Source organism: Actinoplanes missouriensis 431 (genome assembly GCF_000284295.1).
In the GTDB taxonomy this organism is placed as follows: Bacteria; Actinomycetota; Actinomycetes; order Mycobacteriales; family Micromonosporaceae; genus Actinoplanes; species Actinoplanes missouriensis.
On sequence record NC_017093.1, the window covers coordinates 6,404,666 to 6,431,243 of the forward strand.

At 71.0% G+C, this 26,578-nt stretch carries 25 protein-coding genes; 7 read left to right on the forward strand and 18 right to left on the reverse strand.

The window, feature by feature from the left end:
• Positions 1-5 precede the first annotated feature (5 nt).
• Genes AMIS_RS29445 through AMIS_RS29475 form a run of 7 tightly spaced genes read right to left on the reverse strand, consistent with a single transcriptional unit; the run spans position 6 to position 7,544 of the window.
• The gene (locus AMIS_RS29445; RefSeq protein ID WP_014446091.1) at positions 6-1,208 is read right to left on the reverse strand and encodes a hypothetical protein; all 1,203 of its coding nucleotides are present in this window, start codon (positions 1,206-1,208) and stop codon (positions 6-8) included.
• Entirely contained in the window at positions 1,205-2,296 is a 1,092-nt protein-coding gene (locus AMIS_RS29450) for a hypothetical protein (protein WP_014446092.1), read from the reverse strand. The genes AMIS_RS29445 and AMIS_RS29450 overlap by 4 nt, the downstream gene beginning before the upstream one ends.
• The gene (locus AMIS_RS29455; protein ID WP_014446093.1) at positions 2,290-3,510 is read right to left on the reverse strand and encodes a glucarate dehydratase family protein; all 1,221 of its coding nucleotides are present in this window, start codon (positions 3,508-3,510) and stop codon (positions 2,290-2,292) included. Before AMIS_RS29455 ends, AMIS_RS29450 begins: the two co-directional genes overlap by 7 nt.
• A complete protein-coding gene (locus AMIS_RS29460) occupies positions 3,507-4,412 on the reverse strand; it encodes a 5-dehydro-4-deoxyglucarate dehydratase (protein WP_014446094.1) in 906 nt (301 codons plus the stop codon). Before AMIS_RS29460 ends, AMIS_RS29455 begins: the two co-directional genes overlap by 4 nt.
• 26 nt (positions 4,413-4,438) lie before the next feature.
• Positions 4,439-5,290, reverse strand: coding sequence for a carbohydrate ABC transporter permease (locus AMIS_RS29465; protein WP_014446095.1), 852 nt, complete (start codon positions 5,288-5,290; stop codon positions 4,439-4,441).
• A complete protein-coding gene (locus AMIS_RS29470; RefSeq protein ID WP_014446096.1) occupies positions 5,290-6,234 on the reverse strand; it encodes a carbohydrate ABC transporter permease in 945 nt (314 codons plus the stop codon). Before AMIS_RS29470 ends, AMIS_RS29465 begins: the two co-directional genes overlap by 1 nt.
• Positions 6,231-7,544: an ABC transporter substrate-binding protein gene (locus tag AMIS_RS29475; RefSeq protein WP_014446097.1), complete on the reverse strand. Its 1,314-nt coding sequence runs from the start codon at positions 7,542-7,544 to the stop codon at positions 6,231-6,233. The genes AMIS_RS29470 and AMIS_RS29475 overlap by 4 nt, the downstream gene beginning before the upstream one ends.
• A 139-nt stretch (positions 7,545-7,683) precedes the next feature.
• Here AMIS_RS29475 and AMIS_RS29480 point away from each other — a divergent pair, with 139 nt between their 5' ends.
• From AMIS_RS29480 to AMIS_RS29490, 3 genes are read left to right on the forward strand one after another with little or no spacing between them, the layout of a single operon-like run.
• On the forward strand, positions 7,684-8,475 hold the full coding sequence (locus AMIS_RS29480; RefSeq protein ID WP_197537978.1) for an NAD-dependent epimerase/dehydratase family protein: 792 nt from the start codon (positions 7,684-7,686) through the stop codon (positions 8,473-8,475).
• Positions 8,472-9,866 carry an aldehyde dehydrogenase (NADP(+)) gene (locus AMIS_RS29485; RefSeq protein ID WP_014446099.1) on the forward strand — a complete coding sequence of 465 codons (1,395 nt, stop codon included), beginning with the start codon at positions 8,472-8,474 and terminating at the stop codon, positions 9,864-9,866. Before AMIS_RS29480 ends, AMIS_RS29485 begins: the two co-directional genes overlap by 4 nt.
• The gene (locus tag AMIS_RS29490) at positions 9,863-10,639 is read left to right on the forward strand and encodes an IclR family transcriptional regulator (protein WP_014446100.1); all 777 of its coding nucleotides are present in this window, start codon (positions 9,863-9,865) and stop codon (positions 10,637-10,639) included. The genes AMIS_RS29485 and AMIS_RS29490 overlap by 4 nt, the downstream gene beginning before the upstream one ends.
• Before the next feature lie 571 nt (positions 10,640-11,210).
• Here AMIS_RS29490 and AMIS_RS29495 read toward each other — a convergent pair.
• The 7 genes from AMIS_RS29495 to AMIS_RS29525 all read right to left on the reverse strand — a co-directional run bounded on the left by AMIS_RS29495 (position 11,211) and on the right by AMIS_RS29525 (position 19,310).
• Positions 11,211-11,804 (reverse strand): hypothetical protein, encoded by a 594-nt coding sequence (locus AMIS_RS29495; RefSeq protein WP_014446101.1) that lies wholly within the window; start codon positions 11,802-11,804, stop codon positions 11,211-11,213.
• Between the two features lie 79 nt (positions 11,805-11,883).
• Positions 11,884-12,852, reverse strand: a complete 969-nt coding sequence (locus tag AMIS_RS29500) for a glycosyl hydrolase (protein ID WP_041830140.1) — start codon at positions 12,850-12,852, stop codon at positions 11,884-11,886.
• Between the two features lie 12 nt (positions 12,853-12,864).
• Complete coding sequence (locus AMIS_RS29505; protein WP_014446103.1) at positions 12,865-15,261, reverse strand: glycoside hydrolase family 2 protein; 2,397 nt, start codon at positions 15,259-15,261, stop codon at positions 12,865-12,867.
• Positions 15,258-16,085 (reverse strand): carbohydrate ABC transporter permease, encoded by an 828-nt coding sequence (locus AMIS_RS29510; RefSeq protein ID WP_014446104.1) that lies wholly within the window; start codon positions 16,083-16,085, stop codon positions 15,258-15,260. Before AMIS_RS29510 ends, AMIS_RS29505 begins: the two co-directional genes overlap by 4 nt.
• On the reverse strand, positions 16,082-17,002 hold the full coding sequence (locus AMIS_RS29515; protein ID WP_014446105.1) for a carbohydrate ABC transporter permease: 921 nt from the start codon (positions 17,000-17,002) through the stop codon (positions 16,082-16,084). Before AMIS_RS29515 ends, AMIS_RS29510 begins: the two co-directional genes overlap by 4 nt.
• Entirely contained in the window at positions 16,999-18,306 is a 1,308-nt protein-coding gene (locus AMIS_RS29520) for an ABC transporter substrate-binding protein (protein WP_014446106.1), read from the reverse strand. Before AMIS_RS29520 ends, AMIS_RS29515 begins: the two co-directional genes overlap by 4 nt.
• A 167-nt stretch (positions 18,307-18,473) precedes the next feature.
• Positions 18,474-19,310, reverse strand: coding sequence for a LacI family DNA-binding transcriptional regulator (locus AMIS_RS29525; RefSeq protein WP_041830141.1), 837 nt, complete (start codon positions 19,308-19,310; stop codon positions 18,474-18,476).
• Positions 19,311-19,449: 139 nt separating this feature from the next.
• On the opposite strand from AMIS_RS29525, the gene AMIS_RS29530 reads away from it, so the two are divergent.
• From AMIS_RS29530 to AMIS_RS29540, 3 genes are read left to right on the forward strand one after another with little or no spacing between them, the layout of a single operon-like run.
• The gene (locus AMIS_RS29530; protein WP_014446108.1) at positions 19,450-20,595 is read left to right on the forward strand and encodes an ROK family transcriptional regulator; all 1,146 of its coding nucleotides are present in this window, start codon (positions 19,450-19,452) and stop codon (positions 20,593-20,595) included.
• A gap of 50 nt (positions 20,596-20,645) precedes the next feature.
• On the forward strand, positions 20,646-21,431 hold the full coding sequence (locus AMIS_RS29535; RefSeq protein ID WP_014446109.1) for a MerR family transcriptional regulator: 786 nt from the start codon (positions 20,646-20,648) through the stop codon (positions 21,429-21,431).
• A complete protein-coding gene (locus tag AMIS_RS29540) occupies positions 21,431-21,781 on the forward strand; it encodes a VOC family protein (protein WP_014446110.1) in 351 nt (116 codons plus the stop codon). The genes AMIS_RS29535 and AMIS_RS29540 overlap by 1 nt, the downstream gene beginning before the upstream one ends.
• A gap of 62 nt (positions 21,782-21,843) precedes the next feature.
• Here AMIS_RS29540 and AMIS_RS29545 read toward each other — a convergent pair whose 3' ends face one another.
• The 3 genes from AMIS_RS29545 to AMIS_RS29555 all read right to left on the reverse strand — a co-directional run bounded on the left by AMIS_RS29545 (position 21,844) and on the right by AMIS_RS29555 (position 24,202).
• A complete protein-coding gene (locus tag AMIS_RS29545) occupies positions 21,844-22,194 on the reverse strand; it encodes an STAS domain-containing protein (protein WP_014446111.1) in 351 nt (116 codons plus the stop codon).
• Positions 22,187-23,401: a PP2C family protein-serine/threonine phosphatase gene (locus AMIS_RS29550; protein ID WP_014446112.1), complete on the reverse strand. Its 1,215-nt coding sequence runs from the start codon at positions 23,399-23,401 to the stop codon at positions 22,187-22,189. The genes AMIS_RS29545 and AMIS_RS29550 overlap by 8 nt, the downstream gene beginning before the upstream one ends.
• Positions 23,402-23,542: 141 nt before the next feature.
• Positions 23,543-24,202, reverse strand: a complete 660-nt coding sequence (locus tag AMIS_RS29555) for a TetR/AcrR family transcriptional regulator C-terminal domain-containing protein (RefSeq protein ID WP_014446113.1) — start codon at positions 24,200-24,202, stop codon at positions 23,543-23,545.
• A gap of 79 nt (positions 24,203-24,281) precedes the next feature.
• Here AMIS_RS29555 and AMIS_RS29560 point away from each other — a divergent pair, with 79 nt between their 5' ends.
• A complete protein-coding gene (locus AMIS_RS29560) occupies positions 24,282-25,253 on the forward strand; it encodes an NAD(P)-dependent alcohol dehydrogenase (RefSeq protein WP_014446114.1) in 972 nt (323 codons plus the stop codon).
• 70 nt (positions 25,254-25,323) lie between these two features.
• Here AMIS_RS29560 and AMIS_RS29565 read toward each other — a convergent pair whose 3' ends face one another.
• On the reverse strand, positions 25,324-26,514 hold the full coding sequence (locus tag AMIS_RS29565; protein ID WP_014446115.1) for an FxsB family cyclophane-forming radical SAM/SPASM peptide maturase: 1,191 nt from the start codon (positions 26,512-26,514) through the stop codon (positions 25,324-25,326).
• Between the last annotated feature and the right edge of the window lie 64 nt (positions 26,515-26,578).

The window sequence follows — 26,578 nt, forward strand, 5'->3', positions numbered from 1 at the left end:
GCTCCTTACTGAGAAGGTGCCTCCGCGGCGAGGATGACCGCGAGGGTCTCGGTGAGGGGGCCTTCGGGCACGAAGTGACCGAACGTGTCATTGGCGAAGAAGGAGAACCCGCCGACGTGCGCGGCGGCCGGACCGGCGAGCAGTTCCCGCTGGTAAAGGTAGGTGCGCCGGTCATCGAGGTGGGTGCGGTACCAGTACCACGGGTCGACGAAGTCCAGGCCGTAGAGGACCCGCGGCCCGCCGAGAGCGGCCTTGCTGCGAACGTTCGGCAGGATCTCGGTACGTTCGACGAGCACCGCGAACGTGCACACCAGCACCGCGTCCATCCGGGCGTAGGCGCTGGCCGGCATGCCCCAGGCGCTCATCTCGACCTCGGCGCGCCAATAGGTGTCCATCCAGTACAGCTGCCGGTCGCCGAGCGCGTCCCGCATCCGGTCGAAGAACCGGGCGACGCCGGCGGTGCGCTCCGGGGTCGGCGCCGGCGCCCGTGCCGGATCCCAGAAGCCGACGAGCCCGAACTGGTTGCCCAGCAGGATCCCGTCCAGGCCGAAGTCGGCGACATAGGCGCCGGTCTGCGCCGCGACGAAGTCCCCGGCCGGCAGCCCTTCCGGGACGCCGGCGGGATAGGCGGCATAGACATTCTCGTCCGCGTGCAGGGCCATGGTCACGTCGAGGACACCCGGGATGACATGCCCGCCCGCGTCAGCCGTCCCCGCCGACACCTCCGGATGCCGCACGGTCTTCCACTCGCTGCGGCAGAACTCCGGCCCCGGCTCCAGGTATTCGAGCAGCCGCACCGCGATTGACCGCCGCGCCGCCTCGGCCCGGATCGCCGCGTAGCAGCCGGCCAGGATCTCGTAGTCCATCGGCTGCTCGCTGACGGTGAACATCGGACCCGCCGAGTACGGGTTGAACGACCTCTCCCCGCCCTCCCGCACCCGGGTCAGCCAGTCCCGGTTGTGTGCCCTGGTCAGCCCGGGGTCGCCGTGCGCGTAGCAGTTGTACCGCGCCCAGTCGAAACGGTCCCGCCGATGGTCCGGCCCGGCGTAGCCGAGGATGTGATCACCGTTGGACGGGCAGAACACCACGGTGACCGGCCGGCCGTCCAGGTAGGCGGCGTAGTGCTCGAAGAACGCCGCGACACCGGGGGCCGGGTCGGTGAGGTCGTCGAACACCTTGGGGGTCAGCCAGAGGACCGCCTCCATCATGGGTTTCCCTCTTTCAGGTTGCGCAGCGCGCGGGCGGCGGCGTCGAGCCGGGCGGCCGACGCCAGTCCCGCGTGGTAGACGTGCAGTTCGTCCGCGCCGGCGTCGATCAGCGCCTGCCAGTCCCGGGTGAGCTGATCCGCATCGGGCACGGTCGGCGGCAGGATGGTCACGTAGGCGCCGACGCGACCAGCCACGGCATCCCGCAGGCTTTCGACCCGGGACGTCGACGCGTCCCACGCGGCTGCGACGTATAAATCCGCTTTTTCCAGGACGTGGGCGGAGGGTCCCACCGCCCATGGATCCGGATCAGCGAAGAAGCCCAGCCGATCGGCCCCGCGAGCGGCGAACACCACCTCGTCCCGCAGCGCCGCGGTGACGGCGGACCGGACCCCGAGCACGTCGGCCGCGACCTCGTCCGGGACGAACCGCCCGGTGCCGACGGCGGCTGCCACGGCTGACCGGGCACGATCCGGATCGGTCATCAGCTCCGTGCAGGCGGAACAGAAGCAGATCGACAGCAGCCGCTCGTCGAGCGCGTCCCAGTCGGCGCCCGCGGTCTTCTCGTGCTCCGACTGATGGCCCACCCCCATCGGCCCGCACGCCTCCACGATCAGCCCGTCCGGCGCACCGGCCCGGACGACCTCCTCGACCAGCGTGCGGGCGTAGTCGCGGACCTCCCGGAACGCGGGGCACACCCCGTACCCATAGGTGTCTCCGAAGGCATTGCGCGGCGCGAAGCCGGCGGCGTCGTCGGTGTGGGTGAGCACCACCCAGGCGTCGACCGGCAGGCCACGAGCGCGCACCACGTCGCGGGCGGCGAGGAACGAGTCATCGCGACCGGTCCAGGCCGCGGCGGAGCGCGGCCTGATCGCCTGGCCCGCCCACCTTCTTCCGGGTACGGGTAGATAGAGCGCCCCATGAGTCGCGTGCACGATCCGATGCCGTGGATGGAGCGGGGTGGCCGCGCGAACCGCGTGGTAGGAGGCGCCCAGCGCCACGCGGCTCACCCCAAGCGCGGCCACCCGGTCCACCGCCCGTGGATCGCCGAGGACGTCCCACGGGTAGAGGTAGGCGACGGTGTTCACCATCGCGGCAGCGCCGGGTCATAGCCGGGATCGAACCGCCGGGCGTACCCGGTGTCGTCGCGCACCTGGCGGCCGGAGTCGACGTAGAGCCGGTGCTGCCGCTCCAGCGCGTCCGGGTCGAGCTCGACACCGAGGCCCGGCCCCTCCGGCACCGGCACTGCCCCGCCCTCGAACCGCAGCACACCCGGCTTCACCACGTCGTCGGCGAGGTTCCACGGGTAGTGGGTGTCGCAGGCGTAGGTGAGGTTCGGGGTGGCGGCCGCCAGGTGTGTCATCGCGGCGAGGGTGATCCCCAGGTGCGAGTTGGAGTGCATGGACAGGCCCAGCCCGAGTGTCTCGCAGACGGTCCCGAGATGCCGGCTCAACCTCAGCCCACCCCAGTAGTGGTGGTCGCCGAGGATCACCTGCACGGCGTCGGTCGCGACGGCCGGCGCGATCGTGTCGAACGAGTTCACGAACATGTTGGTCGCCAGCGGCATGCGCGCGGTCGCGCTGACCTCGGCGAGGGCGTCGAGTCCCCAGGACGGGTCCTCCAGGTACTCCAGGATCCCGTCGAGCTCGGCGGCGACCCGCCGCCCGGTGGCCGGGGTCCAGGCGCCGTTCGGGTCGATCCGCAGCGGGTGATCCGGGAACGCCTCCCGCAACGCCCGGATCGCCGCGATCTCCCGGTCCGGCGGGAAGACGCCGCCCTTCAGCTTGATCGAGCCGAAGCCGTATTCGTCGATGAGCGTCCGGGCCTGGGCCACGATGCCGTCCGGGTCGAGCGCCTCACCCCATTCGTCCGGCGTGGAGCCCGGGTGGCCGGCCCACTTGTAGAACAGGTAGGCGCTGTACGGCACGGCGTCGCGGACCGCCCCGCCGAGCAGCGACACCACCGGCTGACCGAGCAGCCGGCCGGCCGCGTCCAGGCAGGCAACCTCGATCGCGGAGAAGGCGGCCCGGCGGCCCATCGCGCTCTCCCCCGGCAGCGCCGCGTCGATCGCGCGGGCCACCCGGGTGGTCTCCAGGACGTTCAGGCCGGCCAGCGCCGGCGCCACCGCGGTGAGCCGGTCCAGCTGCGACCGGTCGCCGCCGCACTCGCCGAGACCGATCACGCCGCCGTCCACGACCAGGCGCAGCACGCAGCGCAGCGCGAGGGGCTCGTGCACGCCCGTCGCGTTGAGCAGCGGCGGGTCCCGGAACGCGATCGGGGTGACCAGCAACTCCCGGATGATCATGCGTGGACCACCTTGAGCCCTTCCTCGATCAGCTCGGCGAGCCGGTCGACGTGTTCCGGAGCGGGATCGGTCAGCGGGGCGCGGACGCCGCCGACCGCCAGGCCGCGCAGCCGCACCCCGGCCTTGACCAGCGCCACCGGGTAGCCCGGCCGGGCGTCCCGCAGCTCGACCAGCGGCGCGTAGAACCGCTCGAGCAGCTCGTCGCGCAGCGTGTCGTCGCCGGTCACCACGGCCCGGTAGAAGCCGAGCGCGATCTCCGGCGCGAACGCGAAGACGGCCGAGGAGTAGAGCGGAACACCCACCCCCCGGTACGCCGGGACGGTCATCTCCGCGGTCGGCAACCCGTTGAAGAACTGGAAGCCGGGACCGGAGGCCTGCCGGACCGCCAGCACGATCCGGTGCATCAGCTCCAGGTTGCCGACACCGTCCTTGATGCCGGTGACGGTCGGGATCCGGGACACCTCGGCCGCCGCCTCCGGGGTGAGCACCGCGTTCGCCCGCTGGTAGAACACCACCGGCAGATCGGTGGCGGCGGCGACCTGGCGGACGTAGTCGACGACGCCGGGCTGAGTGCCGCCGACCAGGTACGGCGGGAGCAGCAGCACACCGTCGACGCCGGCCTCGGCCAGTTGCCGGACCTGCTCGACGGCGACCGGAAGCGGGCCGCCGGCGCCGGCGTAGACCGGCACGGTGTTTCTCGTCGCGGCCACCGCGGTCCGGGCGACGGTTTGGATCTCGTCGCGGTCAAGCGCGTGGAACTCACCGGTTCCGCAGCCGGCGAAGACCGCGCCGGCGCCCGCCTCGACACCCCGCGTGACGTGCTCGGCGAGCAGCGACACGTCGAGGCCGCCGTCCGCGCCGAACGGGGTCACCGGGAAGAACAGAACACCGTGGAAGGTCATCGAATCCCTCGACAAGACAGGGGCGGTCAGCCCTTGGTGGCGCCGGCGGTGATCCCGCGGACGAGCGAACGCTGCAGCAGCAGGTAGACGACGAGGCTGGGAACCAGCGCGACCACCGCGCCGGCCAGCACGGCGCCGGGGCCGACGACGTTGTCGACACGCATCAGCGCGAGAGCCACCGTGATCGTGTAGTCGCTCTGGTTCTCCGCGACGATCAACGGCAGCAGGTACTGGTCCCAGATCATGATGAAGCCGAAGACGGTGATCACACCGAGCGCGGACCGCGACAGCGGGAGCACGATGCGCCAGAGCATCCGCAGCTCACCGACGCCGTCCAGCTTCGCCGCCTCGATGATCTCGCCGGGGATCTCCTTCATGAACTCGCTCATCACCAGGATCGAGAAGCCCCAGATGCCGACCGGCAGGATCACCCCCAGCGCGGATCCCTTGAGGCTCAGCCCGAGCCCCGGCAGGTCGCCGATGACCAGCGACAGCGGGATCGCGATGACCTCCTCCGGCAGCATCATCGTGAGCAGGATCGCGAGCATCACGAACGCCTGGCCGCGGAACTGCTGACGGGCCAGGGCGTACGCGGCGAAGACCGACACGGCGATCTGCAACACCAGGCCGCCGCCGACGATCACGAGCGAGTGCCCGAGGTACGACCAGATGCCCCGGTCCCCGGCCACGGTGAAGTTGGCCCAGGTCAGCTCGTTCGGCCAGAAGCTGAGCCGGGTGGACTGGCCGTGGTTGTCGAAGGCGCCGGAGAGCACCAGCACGAACGGGCCGGCGAAGACGAAGAGCGCGAGCAGGCACAGGGCTGTCCGGAGCAGCCTCGTTCGCGGGGTCCAGCCGAGCGCGGTGTCGAAGCGATCCATCACGCCTCCTTCTTCCGGGTGGCGAACCGGACCGCCAGCGTCGCGGTGAGGGTCAGCAGGAGCAGCAGCACCGACGCCGCCGAGGCCCGGCCGATGTTGTTCTCCTCCAGGCCCAGCGAGATCACCCGGGTCATCCAGACCTCGGTGGATCCGGCCGGCCCGCCGCCGGTCAGCACGTAGACCTCGGTGAACGTGCGCAGGCTGCGGATCGCGGCGAGGGTGAGGATCACGGCGATCGCGGGCCGCAGCGCCGGCACGGTGATGTGCCAGAGCCGCCGCAGGGTGCCGGCGCCGTCCACCGACGCCGACTCGTAGAGCGCCCGGTCGACGCCCGCGAGCCCGGCCAGGACGATCACCATGTTGTACGGGGCGCCGATCCAGACGCCGACCGCCATGACCGACCAGAGCGCGGTGTCGGTGCCGGCGATGAACTGCGACGGTCCCAGCCCGAGCAGCGACAGCAGCGAGTTCAGCGGCCCGTCCGGGGTCGGGTGGTAGATCAGCCGCCAGATCTCGCCGCTGACCGCGGTCGCCGTGACCACCGGCAGGAAGACCGCGCTGCGCAGCACCCACAGCGACCGGGTCTGGCCCTCCAGCAGCAGCGCCAGCAGGGCGCCGACGATCAGCGCGCCGACCGTCTGCCCGATGCCGAGGATCAGGGTGTGCCCGAGAGCCTCCCGGAAGCGGGCGTCGGTGAGCACGTCGGTGTAGTTGTCCAGGCCCACCCACTCGTTGCCGAGGAACGGCTGCACCTTGAAGAGGCTCAGCCGGACGCCCTCGATCATCGGGATGAACTTGAACCAGACCGCGAGCAGGATCGCCGGTATCAGGAACAGCCAGGAGATCAGCGCGCCGGACGGGCGGCGGCGCGTCGCTCCGGCGGGGTCCCCGCCGGAGCGGGACCGGCTGGTCCCGCTCCGGACGGGCAGGAGTGACGTCGTCACGCCAGGACGCCCTGCTCCTGCAGGGCGGCCGAGACCGCCTGTGCGGTGGCGTCGAGTCCGGCCTTCACGTCGCCGGAGCAGTCGGCGAGGACCTTGTTGAGTCCCTCGGCGGCGGCGTTGCGCACCGGCACCCACTGCAGAGCGGACGGGAACTCGTGGCCGTTCTCGGTGTACGCCTTCTGGATCACCGACCAGCGCTGGTCACCGGTGACCTGGGCGGCGTCCAGGGTCTTGTTGACCGGCAGCCGGACCACGGCCTGCGTCTTGCTGACCATGCCGAGCTTCTGCGCCTCGGGCGTGATCAGGAAGTCGGCGAGCTTCTTCTGCGCGTCGGTCAGCTTGCCGCCGGCGCCGAGGTAGATGTTCTCGCCGTTGGCCAGCACGTCACCACCGGCCGGTCCGGCGGGGGCCGGCACGACCTCGTACTTCTCCTTGGTGAGCTTCTGGTCGTAGGGGACGAAGTTGTAGGGGCCGGTGAAGTAGATGCCGGCCGTGCCGTCGGTGAAGTGCGTGGTCTGCGCGGTGGTCTGGGTCAGCGCGCCCGGCTGCACCACGCCCGGCGTGCAGAACTGGTCGCGGATCCAGGTGACCGCCTGCACCGACTTGTCGCTGTTGATGGCGACGCCGTACTTGCCGCCGCCGGCGTCGGTGACGATGTCGCCGCCGCCCTGCCACAGGTAGCTCGCGCCCCAGAAGACCGTGTAGCCGTTCTGGGCGCTGCCCGGCACGAGCATCCCGTAGGTGTCCTTCTTGCCGTTGCCGTCCGGGTCCTTCTCGGCGAACGCCTTGGCCAGAGCGGTCAGGTCGGCCCAGGTCTTGGGAACCGGCAGGCCGACCTTCTCCCGCCAGTCCTTGCGGATGAACGTGGCGAAGGCCTGCCGGGAGAACGGGATGCCGTAGGTCTTGCCGTCCAGGCCCTTGACCGAGCTCCACGCGGTGTCCGCGATGTCGGTGGCGCCGGCGACGCTCGCCTGCTCGATCGGCTGCAGCCAGCCCTGCGCCTGGTAGGTGCCGAGGTTGGCGGCGTCGGCGACGAAGACGTCGGGCAGATCCTTGGAGCTGGCACGGGCCTGGAGCTGCTGGTCGAACTCCACGACCGGCTGGTAGTTCACGGTGATGCCGGTCTTGGCGGTGAAGGCGGCGAAGATGTCCTTATAGGTGGCGGCGGGCTCGGGTGCGCTGCGGGTCCAGACCTCCAGGGTGTCGCCGGCGTCGCCGGCGGTGTCGTCACCGGCGCAGGCGGCGCTGCCGAGCAGCAGCACAGCCGACACCGAGGCGAGCAGGCCCCGGATAGCGGTTCGTGGCGCCATGCCATCTCCATTCACATATGTGTAAGGCGTTCACATAGGCGGATCCTTGCGGTACGGTATGGATCTCTCAACGAAGATGTCAAGACTGTTACGACAGCGACCTGATCGAGATCGCCGTTCCACTGGTGGAGGTAACTCCTTGCCCGAAACCTTGCTGGTCACCGGCGCCGCCGGCCGTGTCGGCACGCTGATCCGCCCGCTCCTGCGCCGCCCCGGCCGCCGGTTGCGCCTGCTCGACCCCTTCCCACCACCCGCCCTGGACGGCGCGGAGGAGCACCTCGCCGCGTCCGTCACCGACCCGCGGGCGATGGCCGACGCCTGCGCCGGCGTGGACCTGGTCGTGCACCTCGGCGGCCACAGCAAGGAGCGGCCCTGGCCGGAGATCCTGGAGGCCAACGTGCACGGCACGCAGGTCGTCCTCGACGCCGCGCACGCCGCCGGGGTCCGCCGCGTCCTGCTCGCCAGCTCGGCGCACGCGGTCGGGATGACCCCGGCCGCTGAGGCCGGCAGCGCCGACGAGCTGCCGCCCCGGCCAGACACCTTCTACGGCGCCGGCAAGGTCGCCGCCGAGGCCCTGGGCAGCGTCTACGCCGACCGGTACGCGATGACCGTCGTCTCCGCCCGGATCGGCACCGTCGAAGCCGAGCCCCGCGGCGTCCGCAGCCTCTCCACCTGGCTCTCCCCCGCCGACATGGTCCGGCTGATCGAGGCCACCCGGCACTTGGACCGGCCCGGCCACCACGTCGTCAACGCGATCTCCCGCAACACCCGGCGCTGGATGAGCCTCACCGCCGGCGAAAAGATCGGGTACCACCCGGCCGACGACGCCGAAGCCTGGGCGGACCGCTACCCCGGCACCCTGTCCGATGAGAAGGAACTGCTCGGCGGCGCCTGGGCCGTCAGCACCGAACCCCTGGGAACGACGCTATGACCAATCCCCTGGACGGCACCGACCGCGCCCGGTTGCTGCATGCCGTCGCCGACACCCTCGACGCGGCCGCCGACGAGCTCGTCCCGCTCGCCGCCGAGGAGACCCACCTGCCGATCCCCCGCCTGACCGGCGAACTCGCGCGCACCACGTTCCAGTTGCGCCTCTACGCCGACGAGATCACCGCGGGGCGCGTGGACGACGTCCGGGAGGACCCGGCCGACCCCGGCTGGCCGACCGGCCCGCGGCCGTCGCTGACGCGGATACGCGTACCCATCGGACCGGTTTTGATCTTTGCGGCGTCGAACTTCCCGTTCGCGTTCTCGGTGGCCGGCACCGACACCGCCGCTGCCCTCGCCGCCGGCTGCCCGGTCGTCGTGAAGGCCCACCCCGGCCACCCGAAGCTGTCCCGCCGGGTCGCCGCCCTGGTCAGCGACGTTCTCCCCGCCGGAGCGTTCACCCTGATCGAGGGCGAGCAGGCCGGCCGCGACGCGCTGCTCGACCCGCGGATCCGCGCCGCCGCGTTCACCGGCTCCCTGGCAGGCGGCCGTGCCCTGTTCGACCTGGCCGCCTCCCGGCCCGAGCCGATCCCGTTCTACGGCGAGCTCGGCAGCGTCAACCCGGCGTTCGTCACCCGCGCGGCGATGGAGAGCCGCGGCGACGAGATCCTGCGCGGGTTCGCCGGGTCCTACACGCTCGGCCTCGGGCAGTTCTGCACCAAACCGGGCGTCCTCCTCGTCCCGGCGGGGCTCCGCGCGGAGCAGGCGCTCACCGGGATCCTCGCGGACGTGCCCGGCGGGATGCTGCTCAACGAGCGGATCGCCGGTGGGCACCGGGACGCGCGTGCCGAACTCGCCGCCCACCCCGGTGTCCGCGTCGCCGTTGCCGGCCAGGCCGACGGCACCTCGGCGGCCCCGGCGTTGCTGGTCACCGACACCGGCACGATCCTCGACGTGCTGCACGAGGCGTTCGGGCCGACCGCGATCCTGGTCGAGTACACCTCCCCTGAGGAATTGCTGACGCTTGCGGCACGGCTGCCCGGCCAGCTCACCGCCACCGTGCACGCCGAGCCCGACGAGCCGATCACCGGGCCGCTGCTGCGCGAGCTCGCCGGCCACGCCGGGCGGGTGATCCTCAACGGCTGGCCGACCGGGGTCTCGGTGAGCCCGGCCATGCATCACGGCGGGCCGTACCCGGCGACCACCGCGCCGCTGCACACGTCGGTGGGGACGGCGGCCATCGACCGGTTCCTGCGGCCGGTGACGTTCCAGAATGTTCCGGACGCGGCGCGGCTTTTCCGGGTCTCCCCGGATTCCCGAGTTTCCCGGGTCTCCCCGGATTCCGGAGTTTCCCGGGTCTCCCCGGATTCCCGAGTTTCCCGGGAGACGGCATGAACCCGGATGAGCCCAAGCTGGTCAAATCGGCGCAGCGCACCATCGAGATCCTGGAGATCCTCGGCGAGGCCCGCGATCCGATGAGCGTCACCGACCTGCACAAACGACTCGGCTACCCGCGGTCCAGCCTGCACCAGCTGCTGCACACGCTGATCGCGATGCGCTGGCTGGAGGCGACCGGCGACGGATCCGCGGTCGGCATCGGACCACACGCGCTGCTGACCGGAACCGCCTACCTCGACCGGGACCCGGCCCTGCCGTTCGCCACCCGCACCCTGGAGCTCATCCGCGACAAGCTCAACTACACCACCCACTACGCCCGCCTCGATGGCTCCAACGTCATCTACCTGCTGACCCGGGAGACCGCCGACTCCCGCCGCGCGGTCTCCCGGGTCGGCCGCCAGCTACCCGCCCACGCGACGGCCCTCGGCAAGGTGCTGCTCGCCGAACTCACCCCGCGTGAGGTGGGCGCCCTGCTGCCGGCGCCGCCGCTGGCGCGGCTCACGCCGAACACCATCACCGACCCGGACGCCCTGCTGCGCGATCTGGAGCAGACCCGGGTACGGGGGTATTCACTCGAACACGAGCAGAACACCCCCGGCATAGGGTGCGTCGGGGTGACCGTGCCCTATCGAATCCCCGCGACGGACGCGATCAGCTGCTCCATCCCGATCGCCGCGGCGACGGACGCGGAGCTGGAGCGGGTCGCCGAGGTGCTCCGGGACCACGCCAACCAGCTGGCAGCCGACCTGCGGGCCGAGGGGATCCGCTGACGCCCCATTCACACTCCGAGGGGTTCACCGAGCGCCCACGCCGCTCCCCACCCGGGCCGACCAGCGCACACGGCGAGCCCACCCCGGGGAGCGACCAGCGCACACGGTGAGCCCACCCCGGGGGACGACCAGCGCACACGGAAGCGCTTTGTCTGAACGGCAGGGCGGCTCACGGTGAGCTCGTGCATGGGTGGCGGCTCACGGTGAACTCCGGCGTGGGTGGCGGCACACCGAAGCTCACGCCGACCGCGATGAGGTCGCACCGAAACGGTTCGTGTGCTTCCATCCCGGCCCTGGCGTCGATGGATCGCCACACAGCCGTTGCGTGTGACCCCACCCCCGCGGCACAGGCGTTGCGTGTGACCTCATCCCCGTGGCACAGGCGTTACGTGTGACCTCATCCCCGCGGCACGGGCGTTACGTGTGACCTCATCCCCGTCAGCGGACGTGACCGCGCCGGGACGTCTCGGGCCGGGACCGCAAGACACAACCCGGAACCGGCGGACGCCGTCGATCGCTCGGAATCATGGGCGGCAACCGTGCCGGCTGCCGCCCATGGTGGGACTGTGCGTCAATCCCGCGGGACGAGAAGCCACCGGGCGAAGCAGACGTCGTCCCCGATCCGGGTGAACAGCCGGATCCGGGTCCGATAGGCACGAACGGCGCCCGTCGGGATGAGCAGCCCCGGGTGGATGTCGCTCAACGGCCAGCCGTGCTTGGCCGGCACCGGACCGGGCCGCGGCGGGAGCAGCGGTGTCGCGTACTCCCCCGCCCCGTCACTCGCAGCGGAGAAGATCGCCAGCTCACCGCTGTCCACCGGGAGGATGTCGCCCTCCCGGTCGTCGCCGTCCGGATATCGCAGCGCCGCGGCCAGGGCGGCCCGGTAATCCGGGCCGCCCGCCTGAACGACGGCGAGAATTCCCTCGTCGCCGGAGACGAAGACCTCGATCCAGCTGTCGTCCCGGACCACGCCGTCGCCGCCGACGAGAACCGCGCGACCGTCACCGACGGTGAGGCTGGTCTCCTCACCCATGTCGAGGATCCGCTCGAAGTCGTCTGCGCCGTCCTCGTCGGTGTCCCAGGCGCCGCGGTGCGCGCCGTCGATGGCGAGGAACGGCTCACCGTTGGTCCAGAGACGGCCGATGTGGGTCCAGGTGCGCGGCATCCGACGATTATCAGCAGCCCCGGCCGCCGTGTCGGAAGCAGCCCCGGCCGCCGGGTCAGAAGCAGTTCCAGCCGCGGTGTCAGAAGCGGATCTCGCCCTGGTTCAGGACCCGGGGATGGAAGTACGCGGCCTGGATCTCCGCATTCGTGTTGCCGCCGCGCAACTGTTCCGACCAGACCATGAAGTACGCCCACCGCGGCTGCGCCGCCAGCAGCGCCGCGTCCGGCACCTTTCCCATCTCGGCGATGGCGATCGGCTTGCCCGCCGCGATCGCCTGGATCTGCTGGTAATCCGCCGCCGACGGATGATTCTTGTACCAGGCGTCCAGCGACACCACATCCACGTACGAAGCGCCCGGGTAGTACGCGGACCAGCCGCCGGCCGGGTTGTCCTGCACGTTCCACACCCAGATCAGGTTGGTCAGGCCCTGGCTGTCGAAATAGTCGCGCATCTGCCGGAACAGCGTGGCAGCGCCGGTCCGCCCGCCCCACCAGCTCCACGTCTCGTTCATCTCGTGGAACGGCCGCCACAGCACCGGGACACCGGCGTCACGCAGCTGGCGCAGATACGGCGCCACCTCGGCCATCCGGGCCCGCCACGTCTGGCTCAACCCGGTTCCCGCGGTGATGACCTGCTGGAACTGGGCGTCGGTGATCCGGGTCTTCACCCCGCCCTCGAACTCGCAGGTCCGGGCGACGGTCGGCGAGCACGCGTGCCAGGTCAGCGCCACGAGCGAGCCGTTGGCCCACTCCTGTCGGGCCTGGTCGACGACGCGCTGCCGGTTGTTCACGTCGTCGGCGCGGAACATCATGTCGCCGCCCCACAGCCCCGGCCACTGACCGGTGACGTCGTGCGCCTGCCGGGTGTACTGGCCGGGCGAGCTCGCCGGCTCCTTGTTGTGCTGGCCGGAGACGATGCCGGTCCCGGTGATCGACCGCAGATAATTCACGACGGCCGACTTGCCGGTGGCGGGGAAGGCGGTTGCGGGGACGGGCAGGATGGTGGCGCCGAGCAGCAACGCGGCGCCCATCGCGAGGGGGATTTTCACACCAGGACCTCCTTAGCGGTACGGGGTGAGAACGGTCGCCAGATCGACCAGCACCCACGGCTCCTTGACCGCGAGCGGATCCAGCGCGATCGGGGCGCGGACGTGCAGCACCGCTGACTCGCCGGGCAGCAGCGTGACGAATCCCCGGTCCACGACCGCGTCGGGGTGGATCCGGTCGGGTTGCAGCAGCACGTCACGGGCGATCCCGGTGGCCTGCAGCCGCACGTCGAGACCGCCGGTCACCTGCTCCGCGGTGACGGTCAGCCCCGGGTCGCCGTACCCGCCGTCGGTGTCGAACCAGACCGCGCGCGCCTCGCCCAGGGTGGCCACCACGACGGCCGCGCCGGTCACCGTCACGGGGACGATGGACACCTGGCGGGCCGCTACCGCGATCTGATGAGAAACGGACTCCAGCACGGATCCGTCGGCGGCTCGGAACTCGATGCGCAGGTCGCCGCTCCACGTCGACGCCGCATCGTTGAGAACCGCCACGCCGCGCGGCTGAATGGTCAGCGTCCGGGGCGCGTACATCTCCCGCAGCGCGTGGTAGAGCGGTTTCAACCGGCCGGCGCCGTCGATGGCCGCCCACGAGGTGACCGGCCACAGATCGTTGAGCTGCCACACGATCGTGCCGGCCGTGTGCGGCCAGTGCGCGAGCCAGTGCTCGATTCCGGTGCGCACCGCGCGCACCTGGTTCAGCTGGGTCAGATAGTGCCAGGCCTCGATCCCGAGCTCACCGGAAACGGCTTCCGGGAAATGCGCGGCGAGACCGCGGGCGAGTTTGCCGTTGCCGTCCTCGGCTTTCTGATGGTGCAGGACGCCCGGCGAGTCCGGCAGCATCGGCTCGTCGGAGACGGCGTCGCGCAGTGTCCGCCAGGCCGGTGGCGCCTGCCATCCGAATTCGGCGACGAATCGCGGCGCCGAGTCCAGATAGCGCGTGTAGTCCTGCCGGTTCCACACCTCCCAGGAGTGGAAGGTCTGGTGATCGGGATCGTTCGGCTCGTGCTCCCACGACCCGGACCAGGGACTTCCCGCCTGGTAGGGCCGGGACGGGTCCAATTCGGCGAGAATGGCCGGCAGCACGTCGAGGTAATAGCCGTCGCCCCAGCTCAAATCCCCGCCGGGCTGATCGGTCCAGCCGGAGGCCCCGCGCAGCCACAGATTCTCGTTGTTGCCGTTCCAGGTGATCAGGCTCGGATGCGGAGACAACCGGGTGACGTTCTCCCGTGCCTCGGCGATCACTTCGGAGCGGATCGGCTCCTCTTCGGGATAGCAGGCGCAGGCGAACGGGAAGTCCTGCCAGACCATCAACCCGAGTTCGTCGCAGACCTCGTAGAAAGCGCGGTCCTCGTAGATGCCGCCGCCCCAGACCCGGATCAGATTGACGCCGGCGTCGGCGGCCTGCCGCAGCCGCAGCGCATAGCGTTCCGGGGTCATCCGGGACGGGAAGATGTCGTCCGGGATCCAGTTGACGCCTTTCGCGAGGACCGGTTCGCCGTTGATGTGGATGACGAATCGGGTGCCTGCCGCGTCCGGTGACCGGTCAATCTGCACGGTGCGGAATCCGGTGCGCCGGTGCCACCGATCAATCTCGGTCTCGCCGTCGAGCAGCACCACCGTCAGATCGTGCCGTGCGGCCTCGCCGTGACCCCGCGGGTTCCACGGCGTCACGCCCGGCACGTCGATCTCGGCGCGGACCCGCGTCGTGCCCGCCGGGAGATCCAGCACGGTCAGCTCGCGGCCGTCGATCAGGACCCGCGCGCGGAGCGGGCGATCCCGGGTGCGCTCGACCTCGGCGGTCAGGTCCAGCTTCCCCCGGCCATCGGCGTACGTGCAGAGTGGACGCACCGTGGCGATCCGGGCGACACTCCAGCCCTCCAGCCGCACCGGCCGCCAGATACCCGCGGTGACGAGTGTCGGTCCCCAGTCCCAGCCGAAGCTGGACGCCATCTTCCGGACGAACGGAAAGGGCTCGGGATAGGCGTTGGGCCGCGGACCGACGATGCCGCGCACCCGCTCCGCCTCGGTGTAGGCGGACGTCAGCCGTACCCGCAAGGGGGTTGTGGTCGTGAATCTGCCTGTCACGTCGAAGCGGTAGGCGCGGTGCATGTTGCGCGTCTCGCCGATGACTTCGTCGCCTGTCTCGATGCGGGCGACCGTGTCGAGACCCTCGAAGACCAGGTCGACGCGGTCGTGCTCGGGACCGGTCCACGCGATGTCACGTTCGTAGGTCCAGTCGGCGCGGCCGACCCAGGCCACCGCGTTCTCGTTGTCGTCGAGAAAGGGATCCGGGATGCGGCCGGCGGCGAGCAGATCGGTGTGCACACAACCCGGGACGATCGCCGGAATCACGTCGCCGCCGGCGTCGCGCAGACGCCATTCGCCGGACAGGTCGGACTGAGAGATCACTTGGTCGCTCCCGCGGTGATGCCGTTGTAGATGAAGCGCTGCAGCAGCAGGAAGAACACGATCGTGGGCAAGATGACGATCATGGTGCAGGCAGCGATGGTCTCCCACTGCGCTCCGTAGGGCCCCTTGAATCGGAACAGCGCCGTGGAGATGACGCTCAGGTCGGGCGAACGCAGATAGAGGAAGGGGATGTAGAACTCGTTGTAGATGGCGATTCCCTTGATGATCGCGACGGTGGCGATCGCCGGTTTCATCAGCGGCAGGATGATCCGCCGATAAACGGTGAACCGGGTAGCGCCGTCGATCATCGCGGCCTGGTCGAGGCTCGGCGGAATCGACTGCATGAACTGGATGAAGATGTAGATGGAGATGATGTCGGTGCCGAGGAACAGCACGATCGCCGAGCCCGGCGTGTTGACCAGGCCCATCGACTTGACGATCTGATACGTCGCGACCTGGGTGGTGACGCCGGGGACCAGCGCGGCGACCAGGAAGAGGCCGAGCACGAGCCGTTTCAGGGGAAATTCGAAACGGCTCACCGCGTACGCGGCGAGGGTCCCCACCAGAATCGTGCCGGTCAGCGAGATCGCCAGGATGACAGTGGTGTTCCAGAAACCGAGGAGCATCCGCCCCTCGGTCCACGCCGTCGCGAAGTTGTCCGCGTTGAACCAGTTCCGCGGCGGGGTCAGCGGTCCGGTCGAGTTGTACTCGGCGTGCGTCTTGAAAGCGGCGAAGAGGACGACCGTCAGCGGGAGCAGGACGACGATCGAGGCGAGGATCAGCGACGCGTACTTGATCGGGTTCTTCATGACAGAGCTCTTCATGACAGGGTGACCTCCTCGTCCGGGACGATCCGGCGCTGGATCCAGGTGACGAACAGGACGACGAGCAGCAGCACCACTGCCATCGCCGACGCCAGCCCGATCTGGCGGAACTGGAACGCGGTCTCGTAGGCCTGCACCACGAACGTGCGGGTGCCGTTCGCGCCGCCGGTCATGATGAACGGGATGTCGAAGACCGACAGGCTGCCGGAGATCGCCAGGATGAAGGAGAGGCTGATGATCCGTCGGATGCCGGGCACGATGATGTGCCGGAACTTGTGCCAGTCGCCGGCGCCGTCGATCTCCGCTGCTTCGTAGATCTCGCTCGGGATCGACTGGATCGCCCCGAGGAACAACACGAAGCTCAGCCCGGTGAACCGCCACACCGACGTGCCCGCCAGGGAGATGTTCGCGATGTCCGGGTCGCCCAGCCAGTACCTCGTGTGCTCGCCGAGCCCGGCCCAGCCCAGCACCGTGTCCAGGGTGCCGCCCGGCTGGAACAGGTAGAGGAAGACGAAGCCGACGGCCACCCCGTTCAGCAGGTACGGGAAGAACAGGATGCCCTTGAACAGGTTCCGGAACCGGGTGTGGAACGACAGGATCACCGCGAAGTACAGCGCGATGGCGATCTGGGCGAACGACGCCACGAAGTAGTACCCGCTGACCAGGAAGACCCGCCAGTACCGCTCGTCGGTGAAGACCCGCACGTAGTTGTCCAGGCCGACCGGGTCCATCGTGGCGTCCAGGCCGTCCCACGAGGTGAAGCTGTAATACACCATGTTGCCGACCGGCACGTAGGTGAAGGTGATCAGCAGGCCGAGCGCCGGGGCGAGATAGAGCCAGGGCATCCACCGCTTGCGTCGCTTCGGCGGAGCCGGCGGCTTCCGGAGAGCCGCCGGCCGCTGCATCGTCGTGGTCACTTCATGACCTGGGACTGGGCCTCGCCCCACCGCTTGTTCAGCTCGGCGAAGTACGACTCCTTGTCGCCCTTGGCCGCGCCGCGGGCGATGTCGATCAGCTTCTGGCGGTAGATGTTGCCGGCGAGGTCGATCTCGGAGACCTTGATGATCTCGTCCTCCTTGCCGGTGTTCGCCACGGCGGCCGGCAGCTCCATCAGCTCGACGCCGGTGTTCTGGAAGTCCTTGAGCACGGCCGGCAGCTCCTGGCCGATCGGCGTCGGGATGGCCTGCTGGTCGGCGGCGAACCCGGACTCGCCCACGAACCACTCCAGCCACGCCTTAGCGGTCGCCTTGTTCTCGCTGGTCTTGCTGACCGCGCCCTTGTAGTCACCCTCGATCCGGGCGTGGAACGTGCCGGCCGTCTGGTACGGGAACGGCCAGAACACGATGTCGTCGGGGTTCGCGCCGGCGGCCTTCGCGGCGTCCTTCATCTGCGGCACCGCCCAGGAGCCGAGCAGCATGCTCGCGACCTTGCCGGTGCCGATCATCGGCTTGCTCCCCTCCCAGTTGGTGGTGAGCGGGTCCGGCTCGCTGAGCTTGTTCCGCACGATGTCGAAGAGCAGCCCGTCGGTGATGTGCTGGATCTTGCCGGGCTGCCACGGGCTGGGGTCGGCCGGGAACGTCTCGTTCGCGGCCGGGTCGCCGAGGATCGCCCGCTGACTGTTGAAGAAGCTCAGCGGCCAGCCGTCCTTGTAGTTGGTGTAGAACGGGATCGCACCGGTCTTGGCCTTGATCGCGGTCAGCCCGGCGAGGAACTCCTCGGGCGTCTTCGGCGGCGCGGTGATCCCGGCCTGCTGCCAGACCCGCTTGTTGACCACGAAACCGTTCGCGACGCCGCCCAGCGAGAGGCCGTAGACCTGGCCGCCGAACGCCTTCTCGTCGGCGAACCGGTACTTCGCCTTCAGCTCGTCGAGCGATCCGAGCGGCTCGAAGAACTGCCCGAGCTGGTCGACCTTGACGGTGTTCGGGATGAGCAGCACGTCGCCGTACTCGCCGGAGCTGAGCTGGGTGGTGACGTCGCCCTCGTAGTTCGTCACCGGCTCGAAGGTGACGGTGGTGCCGGGGTACTTCTGCTGGAACTTCTCGGCGTACGCCGGAAGGGCGGTGGTCGCCAGGTCGGTGCGGTTGGTCAGCACCGTGATCGCGCCGGTGATCTCGCCGGAGAAGTCGGCCGGCTCCTCCTCGCTCGCGCCGCCGGTGCACCCGGTGGCCAGGGCCAGCACGGCGGCCGCGCCGATCCCGAGGAAGGTCCTTCTATCCGCCATGTCGCTCGTCCGTCCGCTCAGTCATTCGTGAAGGGATCTATCCGAGCGGATGCGATGACCGCCCGATGAGGGCACAGCATGGTCGGGTCGCGGCGATGTCGTCAAGGTTAAATTAATAATTTATGTAGTCTGAGGATGCGGGTCGGCCGGGTACGGACCATCGAGGATCAGTCGAGGGGGTGGGTGCTGTCCCGAACCACCATGTGCGCCGGCGGGGCCTGGTAGACCGTGGCCGGCTCCCCCGCCATGGCCGCCAGCATCGCCCGGCCGGCCAGCTCGCCGATCCGCTCCACGTCGTGGCTCATCGCCGACAGCGCCGGCACGGCCAGCTGGCACTGCGCCGAGTCGTCCCACGCCACCACCGAGAGGTCGGCCGGCACCGTCCGGTCCCGTTCGGCCGCGGCGGCCAGTCCGCCGAGCGCCATCACGTCGTTGTCGAAGACGATCGCCGTGGGGCCCTGCCTCAACAGCTCGGCCGTCGCCGCGCGCCCGCCCTCGAACGAGTAGTCGCCCTCGGCCACCAGCAGCGTCAGCCCGCGGGCGTCGGCCTCCGCCGCCAGCCCGCGCTGCCGCAGCTGCGTGTGCGCGAACTGCGGCGGACCCGTCACGTGCCCGATCACCCGGTGACCGATGCCGGCCAGGTAGCCAACCGCCTCGGCGGCGAACCCGGCGTCGTCGGTCCAGACCGTCGGCAGGCCCTGCGCCGTCGATGGATCCCCGATCACCACGGCCGGCAGCCCGAGACCGGTCACCAGCGGCACCCGGTCGTCGGCCATGGCGAGATCGACCAGGATCACGCCATCCACCCGGCGCTGCTCCGCCCACCGCTCGTAGGTGGCGTTCTCCGCGTCCCGGTCGGTAACGACCTGGACCAGCACCGACACGGCTGCCGGGGTGAGCACGCGCTCCACGCCTTCGAGGAACTCGTGATAGTACGGCTCCTCGCCGAGCACCTGCGCGGCCCGCGCCAGCACCAGCCCGACCCGCCGCGGCGCCTGTGTCACGGGCTCCTCCCGGGCTCCCCCGCGTCCCTTCGGGTCTCCGCCGCGTCCCTTCGGGTTTCCCACGCTTCCCTTCGGGTTTCCCACGCGGTCCTCCAGGTAGGGTGTCGCTGTCCGTTCGAGACCCGGAGACACTACCGCGATGGCACGTCGTGAAGCGCCCGCAGCGGGCCCCGGCAGCCGGGCACTCGTCGTCGACGTCATCCGCTCCGCGGCGGCGATCTCCCGCGTCGAACTCGCCGACCTGACCGGGCTCACCCAGCCCTCGATCTCCAACATCGTCCGCGAGCTGATCACCGACGGCATCATCCACGAGATCGGCTCCGCCGACTCGGTGCGCGGCAAACCCCGCAAGCTCATCGCGATCAAGCCGGCGAACCGGTTCGGCATCGGATTCCACCTCGGCCCGGACACGCTGACCTGCGTCGCCGTGGACCTGACCGGCGGCGTGGTGGGGCGCGAGGTGGTGCCCCGGCCCTCGGCCTCCCGGCTGGCCGGGCAGTTCGAGGACTTCACGGCGGGGCTGGACCTGCCGCGTGGCCGCATCGAGGGGCTCGCGATCGTGACGCCCACGCCGTACCCGGGAAGCTCCTCGACCACCCACGAGCCGGCGGCGACGCGCGCGGATCTCGCGGACCGGATCGGCCTGCCGGTGATGGTGGAGAACGACGCGGCTGCCGCCGCTCTCGGCGAGTTCTGGAGCCGCCGGGTCTCCCGCGAGCAGGCGTTCGGGTGCATCTATCTGGGTACGGGGATCGGCGCCGGCTTCGTCTTCGGCGGCGCTCTGTTCCGCGGGGCCAGCTTCGACGCCGGCGAACTCGGCCACATGTCGATCGACTACGACGGCCGGCCCTGCCCGTGCGGCAACCGAGGCTGCGTGGAACGCTACGCGTCGATGGCCGCCGTGGTAGCCGACTCCGGCCTGTCCTTCGACGGCGCGGCCACGGTGTCGAGCGCCTATGACGCGATCGCCCGGGCCGCCGTCAACGGTGACGCCGACGCGTTCGCGCTGCTCGACCGGGCGGCCGGCCACCTCGCGGTCGCCGCCACGTCCATGGTCAACCTGCTCGACCTCGGCCGCGTCGTCCTCACCGGACCCGGCGCCGCCCTGGCCGGCTCGATCTACGCCCGCCGGCTGCGCACCCACCTGGAACGCACCGCCCACTCCCGCCAGCGCCACCCGGTCCTCGTCGAACTCTCCGCACAGCCCCGCGACGCCGCCAGCATCGGCGCGGCCGCCCTGGTCGTCCAGGCCGCCGTGGCACCCGGGCACACCCCGGGCGCCTGAGCCGCGGGCCGCGTTGACCTTCGCCCCGGGTGAAGGTCGAGACTGGGGGCGTGAACGGTCTTCTGCCGATCAGCGCGTTCTCCCGCGCGTCGCTGATCTCGGCCAACACGCTGCGGGCCTATCACGAGTCGGGGCTGCTGGAACCTGCTTCGGTGGACCCGCGGACCGGGTATCGCGGGTACCGTGCCGCCCAGCTCGCGGACGCCGCGGTGATCCGGCAGCTGCGGGAGCTGGACGTGCCGCTCGCGCGGATCCGGGAGATGCTCGCCGCCCGGGATCCGGGGGTGACCCGGCGGGTGCTGGCCGAGCACCGGGAACGGATGCTGGCGGAGCAGGCGCGCCTCGACCGGATTTTGCTCGCCACCGACGACCTGCTCGCCGAGCCGGCCCCGGTCACCCCGCCGCCGGTGACCGAGCGGACGTTCCCGCCGGTGCGGGTGTTCAGCGTGACCGCGGCGGTGCGTGAGGACCAGTTCGCCGGGTTCCTGGACGAGGCGTTCGCCCAGCTCGGCCGAGGGGCGTCCGGGGAGGCCACCGGGCCGCCGGGCGCGCTCTATCCGGCCGAGTACCACGACGAGGCCGTGCCGGTCACCGCTTATCTGCCCGCCGCGGGTGGGGACGACGAGCTGCCCGGTGGGCGGTTCGCGGTCGCCGAGTTCGTGGGGCCTTATCACGACATGTCGGCCGGGTACCGGGCGCTCGGCACCTGGCTCGCCGGCAGCGGGCTCACCATCGGCGGTCCCGTGCGGGAGAACTACCTGGCCGGGCCGGGCGAGGTTCCCGAGGACCGCTATCGCACCGAGATCTGCTGGCCTGTTCAACTTCTGGAGGACTGATGCTCGACCTCGCCCACATCACGTTCGACTGCTCGGACGCCGCCGAGCTGGCCGGTTTCTGGGCGGAGGCGCTCGGCCGGCCGGTCGACGACGGCGCCGGTGTGCACGTCGCCACCATCGGCGCCGCGCAGGCCGGCCCGACGTTCATGTTCCTGCGGGTCGACGAGCCGAAGACGGCCAAGAACCGCTGTCATCTCGACCTGAACACCGACGACCGGGACGCCGAGGTGGAGCGCCTGGTCCGGCTCGGCGCCACCTACCGCTCCACCCACGACGAGTGGGGGCACAGCTGGGTGGTGCTGCACGACCCGGCCGGCAACGAGTTCTGCGTGGCCCAGCGCACGCCCTGACCGCCCGAACCCCGGCCGCGCGTGGAGTTCGGGTGCGGAGCGCGCCCCAACTTCCCACGCGGTCAGGGGGTGGTCAGGGCGGTGACTGCCTCGTCGACCGTGGGGCGCAGCGGGAACAGGCGGTCCAGGCTGGCCACCTTCAGGGTGCGCAGCACGAAGTCGCGGGCCCCGGCGACCGCCAGCGAGCCACCCCGGCCGGCCAGCCGGTTGTGCAGCTGGACCAGGTAGTTCAGCCCGCTCGAATCGCAGAACGTCACGCCGGCCAGGTCGGCGACGATCCACCGGCCGGGGAGCTCGTGGACCGCGTCGGCCAGCACCGTCGTGCTGTCGCGGTCGATCTCGCCGACCGCGACGAGCACGGTTATGTCGCCGGCGACCACGGTGGTCGTCGCCGTCAGGAAATGATCAGACATCAGCGGCTTTCGTTGTGGGGACGGTGTCGAGTGCCGCAGCAGCCGACCACTGCACGAGCAGCAGGGTGGCGTCGTCGTCGGGCGGGCCGCCCTGATGGTCCAGGACGGCGTGGGACAGCCGGCGCAGGGTCTCCGGCGCGGGCAGGCGGGCGGCGGCCGAGCGTTCGACGAGGCCGACCAGGCGGTTCACCCCGAAGAACTCACCCTCCGGGGTACGGGCCTCGGTCACCCCGTCGGTGTAGAGCAGCAGCCGGTCGTCCGGTTCCAGCGCCTCCTCGCCCACCTGCGCCCGCGGGTCGGCCAGCCCCAGGGGCAGTCGCCGGCCGGCGTCGAGTTCCCGGACCAGCCGGCCGGAGCGCAGCAGCAGCGGCGCCGGGTGACCGGCGTTGAGGTAGCGGATCCGGCCGGTGTCGAGCCGCAGCTCGGCGAGGACCGCGGTGACGAAGCGGACCTCGGTGAAGTGCTCGGTGAGCGCCTCGTCGGCGGCGCGTGCCTGCTCGGCGAGGCCACCGCCGGCGCGGCGGGCGGCACGGATCGCGGCGAGCGCGACCGCGCAGGCCACCCCGGCGGTCACCCCCTTGCCGACGGCGTCCAGGATCGCCACGTACGCCGTGTCGCCGTCCAGCGCGTAGTCGAAACCGTCGCCGCCCACCTCGTAGCAGGGCTGCAGAGCCGCGCTGATCACCGCCCGCTCGCAACTCACGGTGAGCGGCGGCAGCATGCGCCAGAGCAGCTCGGAGGCGGTGGACATGGCCTGCGAGCGGCGCACCAGGTCGAGGTGGTCACCGCGGGGCATGGTGGTGGTGATCAGGTGTCCGATCAGGCCGGCGAGCAGCTCGCACTTGCCGACGAAGTCCGCATCCTGATCGGCCTCGGCCACGAATTCGACGACGCCGATCCGGTCCGTGCCGTTCACCATCGGCACCCACCACCGAAGCCCGTCCCCGCGCAACGACCTGACCCGGGCGAACGCCCGCCCGGCCAGGGAACCGTCGATCGGCAGCGGCTCCGGGGCGGCCCGGCCGGGTTCCGGCAGGGCCCGCAGCGCCATCTGCTCATAGTCGGTCAGCCAGATGGTGGCGCGCAGCCCGAGAGGGGACACCGCCGCGCCGACCCGCCCGGCGACCTCACCGGCCTGCCACAGGTGTGAGTCGTCCAGCACGGCCCGCAGCGCCTCGAACCACCGCGTCTCGCCTTTCCCGGTCACGGCGACACCCTATGCCCGTTACGTTGCGGCGGCGAACCGCCGCCCGGGGCGGCCCGGACGACGACCACCGACGTGTCCCGGCGGCCGCGCCGCGGCCGGCTCGGCGCCGCACCCGGTCGCGCGGCGGCCACGGGATTTCTGTCACCCGTACCGGAATGGGGGTGGTGTCCAATTCTGGTCATTGAGGCGCTCGAAACCATCGAGCAGGACGTCGAGGGCGAACTCGAACTCGAACTGGTCGTCGCAGCCGGCGCCGACGATCGAGTCGTTCTCGTGGGCGGCCGCCGTGGCGATCTCGAGGACGTGCGGGAAGAGCGTCAGATCCGGTGGTCGCCGGGTCTCGTCGGGCGCGTAGAGCTCCTGGGTGAAGCCGAGGACCCGGCTGCCGAGAGCGTGCATGACGTGGTGCGTGAGGGTCGCGGAGAGGCCGCCGGCACGGAAGATCCCGATCACCGAGTTCATGTGCGCGAGGATGGCCGGCGTCGGCGCCTGTCGCATCTCGATCGCCCGTGCGGCCCACCGGTGCCGCAGCATCGCCTGCCGCGCGGCGAGGATGCGCTGCCGGACGGCCGGTTTCCACTCGGCGCCGGGGGCGGGCGGGTCGATCTCGGTGACGATCACGTCGAGCATGCCGTCGATCAGCTCGTCCTTGTTCGCCACGTGCTTGTAGAGGGCCATCGGCACCACGTCGAGCTCCTGGGCGAGCCGGCGCATGCTGAGCTGCTCCAGGCCGATCTCGTCGGCCAGCCCGATCGCGGCGCGGAGGACCCGGTCCCGGTTCAGGCGCAGCGTCTTCACCACGGTGGCACGATATCTCCCTTGACAGGTGTACGCCGTACACCTCAGCCTTGGTGTACGACGTACACCTTGGAGGTGGCCCATGAAAGCGCTGGTGCAGGACCGGTACGGGGAATGCTCGTTCGCCGATGTCCCGACGCCCGAGATCGGCCCGGACCAGGTGCTGGTGCGGGTCCGCGCGGCCTCGGTCAACGCCTACGACTGGCACGTGCTGCGCGGCGACCCGCGGCTGGCCCGGCTCAGCATGGGTCTCACCCGGCCCCGCGCCCGGATCCGCGGCCGGGACTTCGCCGGTCAGGTCGTCGCCGCCGGGTCGTCGGTCACCCGGTTCCGGCCCGGTGACGAGGTGTTCGGCGACACCGGGACGGCCGACGGGACGTTCGCCGAGTTCGTGGCGGTCCGGGAGGAGCTGGTGGCGGATCGGCCGGCCGGGGTGCCGCCCGAGGCCGCGGCCGCCCTGCCGCTCGCCGGCGTCACCGCCCGGCAGGCCCTGCGCGACGTGCGGGCCGGCCACCGGGTCCTGATCAACGGGGCCTCGGGCGGGGTGGGCACCTTCGCCGTGCAACTGGCGGTGGCGTCCGGCGCGGCGGTGACCGCGGTGTGCAGCGCCCGCAACGCCGAGCTGGTCCGGTCGCTCGGCGCGGCCGTCGTCGTCGACTACCGGCAGACCGATGTCACCACCCTCGGCGAGCGGTACGACGTCGTCCTCGACCTGGTCGGCAACCGGTCACTGGCCGCGCTGCGCACGCTGCTGACGCCCGGCGGGACGCTCGTGCTCTCCGGCGGCGGGGTCTACCGCGGTGGGAGCGTGCTCGGGCCGATGCGGCTGATCCTCTGGGCGCAGCTGGTGTCCCGGTTCGCCCGGCAGCGGATCACGGTGCTGACCGCGACGACGAGCCGGGAGTCACTGGAGGCGCTCGCCGCGATGGTGGCGGAGGGCCGGATCACGGTGGCGATCGACCGGACGTTCCCGCTCGCGGCGGCCGCCGACGCGATCCGCTATCTGGAGACCGAGCACGCCCGCGCCAAGGTGGTCGTCACCACCGAGCAGTGAGCGGCCGGGGCGGGTCACCGGCCGGCGGTCAGCGAGCGGTGAGCGGCCGGGACGGGTCACCGGGCGGCGGTCAGCGAGCGGTGAGCGGCGCCAGGTCGGCGGCGACCCGGTCGTGGACGTGCCGGACGAACACCCGCAGATCCGCGCAGTAGACCGACGGGGACCGGAAACCGGCGCCGGGACGGTACCGGTGGGCGTAGTGCCCGCCGCCGCAGACCGCCACCGCCGGACATCCGAGGCACTCGGCGGCGAGGGCGTCCCGGCCGATCTGGCGGGCCACGACGCCGGGATGGTCGAGCGCCGCGTCGAAGTCGTCACGCAGCACGCTCAGGCCGGTGGCGCAGGCGCCGGGGTAGGCGGTCTTCAGCGCGTCGGTCTGCTCGATCGCGCCGTCCGACTCCACGACCACCGTCGCGGACGGACTCAGGCCCAGCTGCTCACCACGGGCGGCGCCGCCGAGCACCAGGCTCAGCGCGTCGTCGAAGAGCCGGATCCGGACCGGGGAGCGGCTCGCGTACCACCTGTCGAAGACGGCGATCAGCCAGCCGGCGTGGGGCGTGGGCGCGCCGGCCGGACGCCACGGCGGGTTCTCCCAGGTGGCGTGCGGCAGCAGGAGGTCGATCGCGGGCGGGTCGAAGGCGATCAGCTGTTCATAGGTGGCGATCGGGTCAGTGCCGGGATTCACGGTGCCGAGCAGTCCCCCGTACACCTGCTGGTTCTCCGGTTTTCGCAGCAGCCGCAGAGCGCGGGCGACGGCGGTGAAGCTGCCCTGTCCACCGGGGGTGCGGCGGTGCCGGTCGTGATCGGCAGCCGTGCCGTCCACGCTCACCCCCGCGGTGATGCCGTGCTCGCGCAGAACGGCCACCACCGGCTCGTCGAGCAGCACGCCGTTGGTCTGCACGCTGAACTCCACCCGGCAGCTCGCCGGCAGGGCGGCCCGCGCGGCGCGGACCAGCTCGGCGATCCGGGCCGTGCCGTAGAGCAGCGGTTCGCCGCCGTGCAGCACGATCCGCACCGTCTCCAGGCGGTGCCGCCGCACGTGGCCGGCCAGGCGCGCGAACGCGGCGTCCCGCACCTCGTCGGACATCGTCCGGGGGCGCTGCCGCCAGCTCTGGTCGGCGTGCTCGTACATGTAGCAGTAGTCGCAGGCGAGGTTGCAGCGCTGGTGGATCTTCAGGACGAACTCGCGGAACGGCACGGGCAGGTGGCCGCGCGCCCGTAGCGCCGCGACGTCGAGATCGGTGTACGGCCAGTGCTCCATCGTTCCTCCGCTGCGAGTATGAAAGATCCTCGCAGGGTTCCCTCCGGTTGACACGATGGGGTGT

Coding starts and splice junctions, on each gene's coding strand:
- AMIS_RS29445 (WP_014446091.1), bottom strand. CDS start 1,208: ATGATGGAGGCGGTCCTCTGGCTGACCCCCAAGGTGTTCGACGACCTC.
- AMIS_RS29450 (WP_014446092.1), bottom strand. CDS start 2,296: ATGGTGAACACCGTCGCCTACCTCTACCCGTGGGACGTCCTCGGCGAT.
- AMIS_RS29455 (WP_014446093.1), bottom strand. CDS start 3,510: ATGATCATCCGGGAGTTGCTGGTCACCCCGATCGCGTTCCGGGACCCG.
- AMIS_RS29460 (WP_014446094.1), bottom strand. CDS start 4,412: ATGACCTTCCACGGTGTTCTGTTCTTCCCGGTGACCCCGTTCGGCGCG.
- AMIS_RS29465 (WP_014446095.1), bottom strand. CDS start 5,290: ATGGATCGCTTCGACACCGCGCTCGGCTGGACCCCGCGAACGAGGCTG.
- AMIS_RS29475 (WP_014446097.1), bottom strand. CDS start 7,544: ATGGCGCCACGAACCGCTATCCGGGGCCTGCTCGCCTCGGTGTCGGCT.
- AMIS_RS29485 (WP_014446099.1), top strand. CDS start 8,472: ATGACCAATCCCCTGGACGGCACCGACCGCGCCCGGTTGCTGCATGCC.
- AMIS_RS29490 (WP_014446100.1), top strand. CDS start 9,863: ATGAACCCGGATGAGCCCAAGCTGGTCAAATCGGCGCAGCGCACCATC.
- AMIS_RS29495 (WP_014446101.1), bottom strand. CDS start 11,804: ATGCCGCGCACCTGGACCCACATCGGCCGTCTCTGGACCAACGGTGAG.
- AMIS_RS29510 (WP_014446104.1), bottom strand. CDS start 16,085: ATGAAGAGCTCTGTCATGAAGAACCCGATCAAGTACGCGTCGCTGATC.
- AMIS_RS29520 (WP_014446106.1), bottom strand. CDS start 18,306: ATGGCGGATAGAAGGACCTTCCTCGGGATCGGCGCGGCCGCCGTGCTG.
- AMIS_RS29530 (WP_014446108.1), top strand. CDS start 19,450: ATGGCACGTCGTGAAGCGCCCGCAGCGGGCCCCGGCAGCCGGGCACTC.
- AMIS_RS29540 (WP_014446110.1), top strand. CDS start 21,431: ATGCTCGACCTCGCCCACATCACGTTCGACTGCTCGGACGCCGCCGAG.
- AMIS_RS29545 (WP_014446111.1), bottom strand. CDS start 22,194: ATGTCTGATCATTTCCTGACGGCGACGACCACCGTGGTCGCCGGCGAC.
- AMIS_RS29560 (WP_014446114.1), top strand. CDS start 24,282: ATGAAAGCGCTGGTGCAGGACCGGTACGGGGAATGCTCGTTCGCCGAT.
- AMIS_RS29565 (WP_014446115.1), bottom strand. CDS start 26,514: ATGGAGCACTGGCCGTACACCGATCTCGACGTCGCGGCGCTACGGGCG.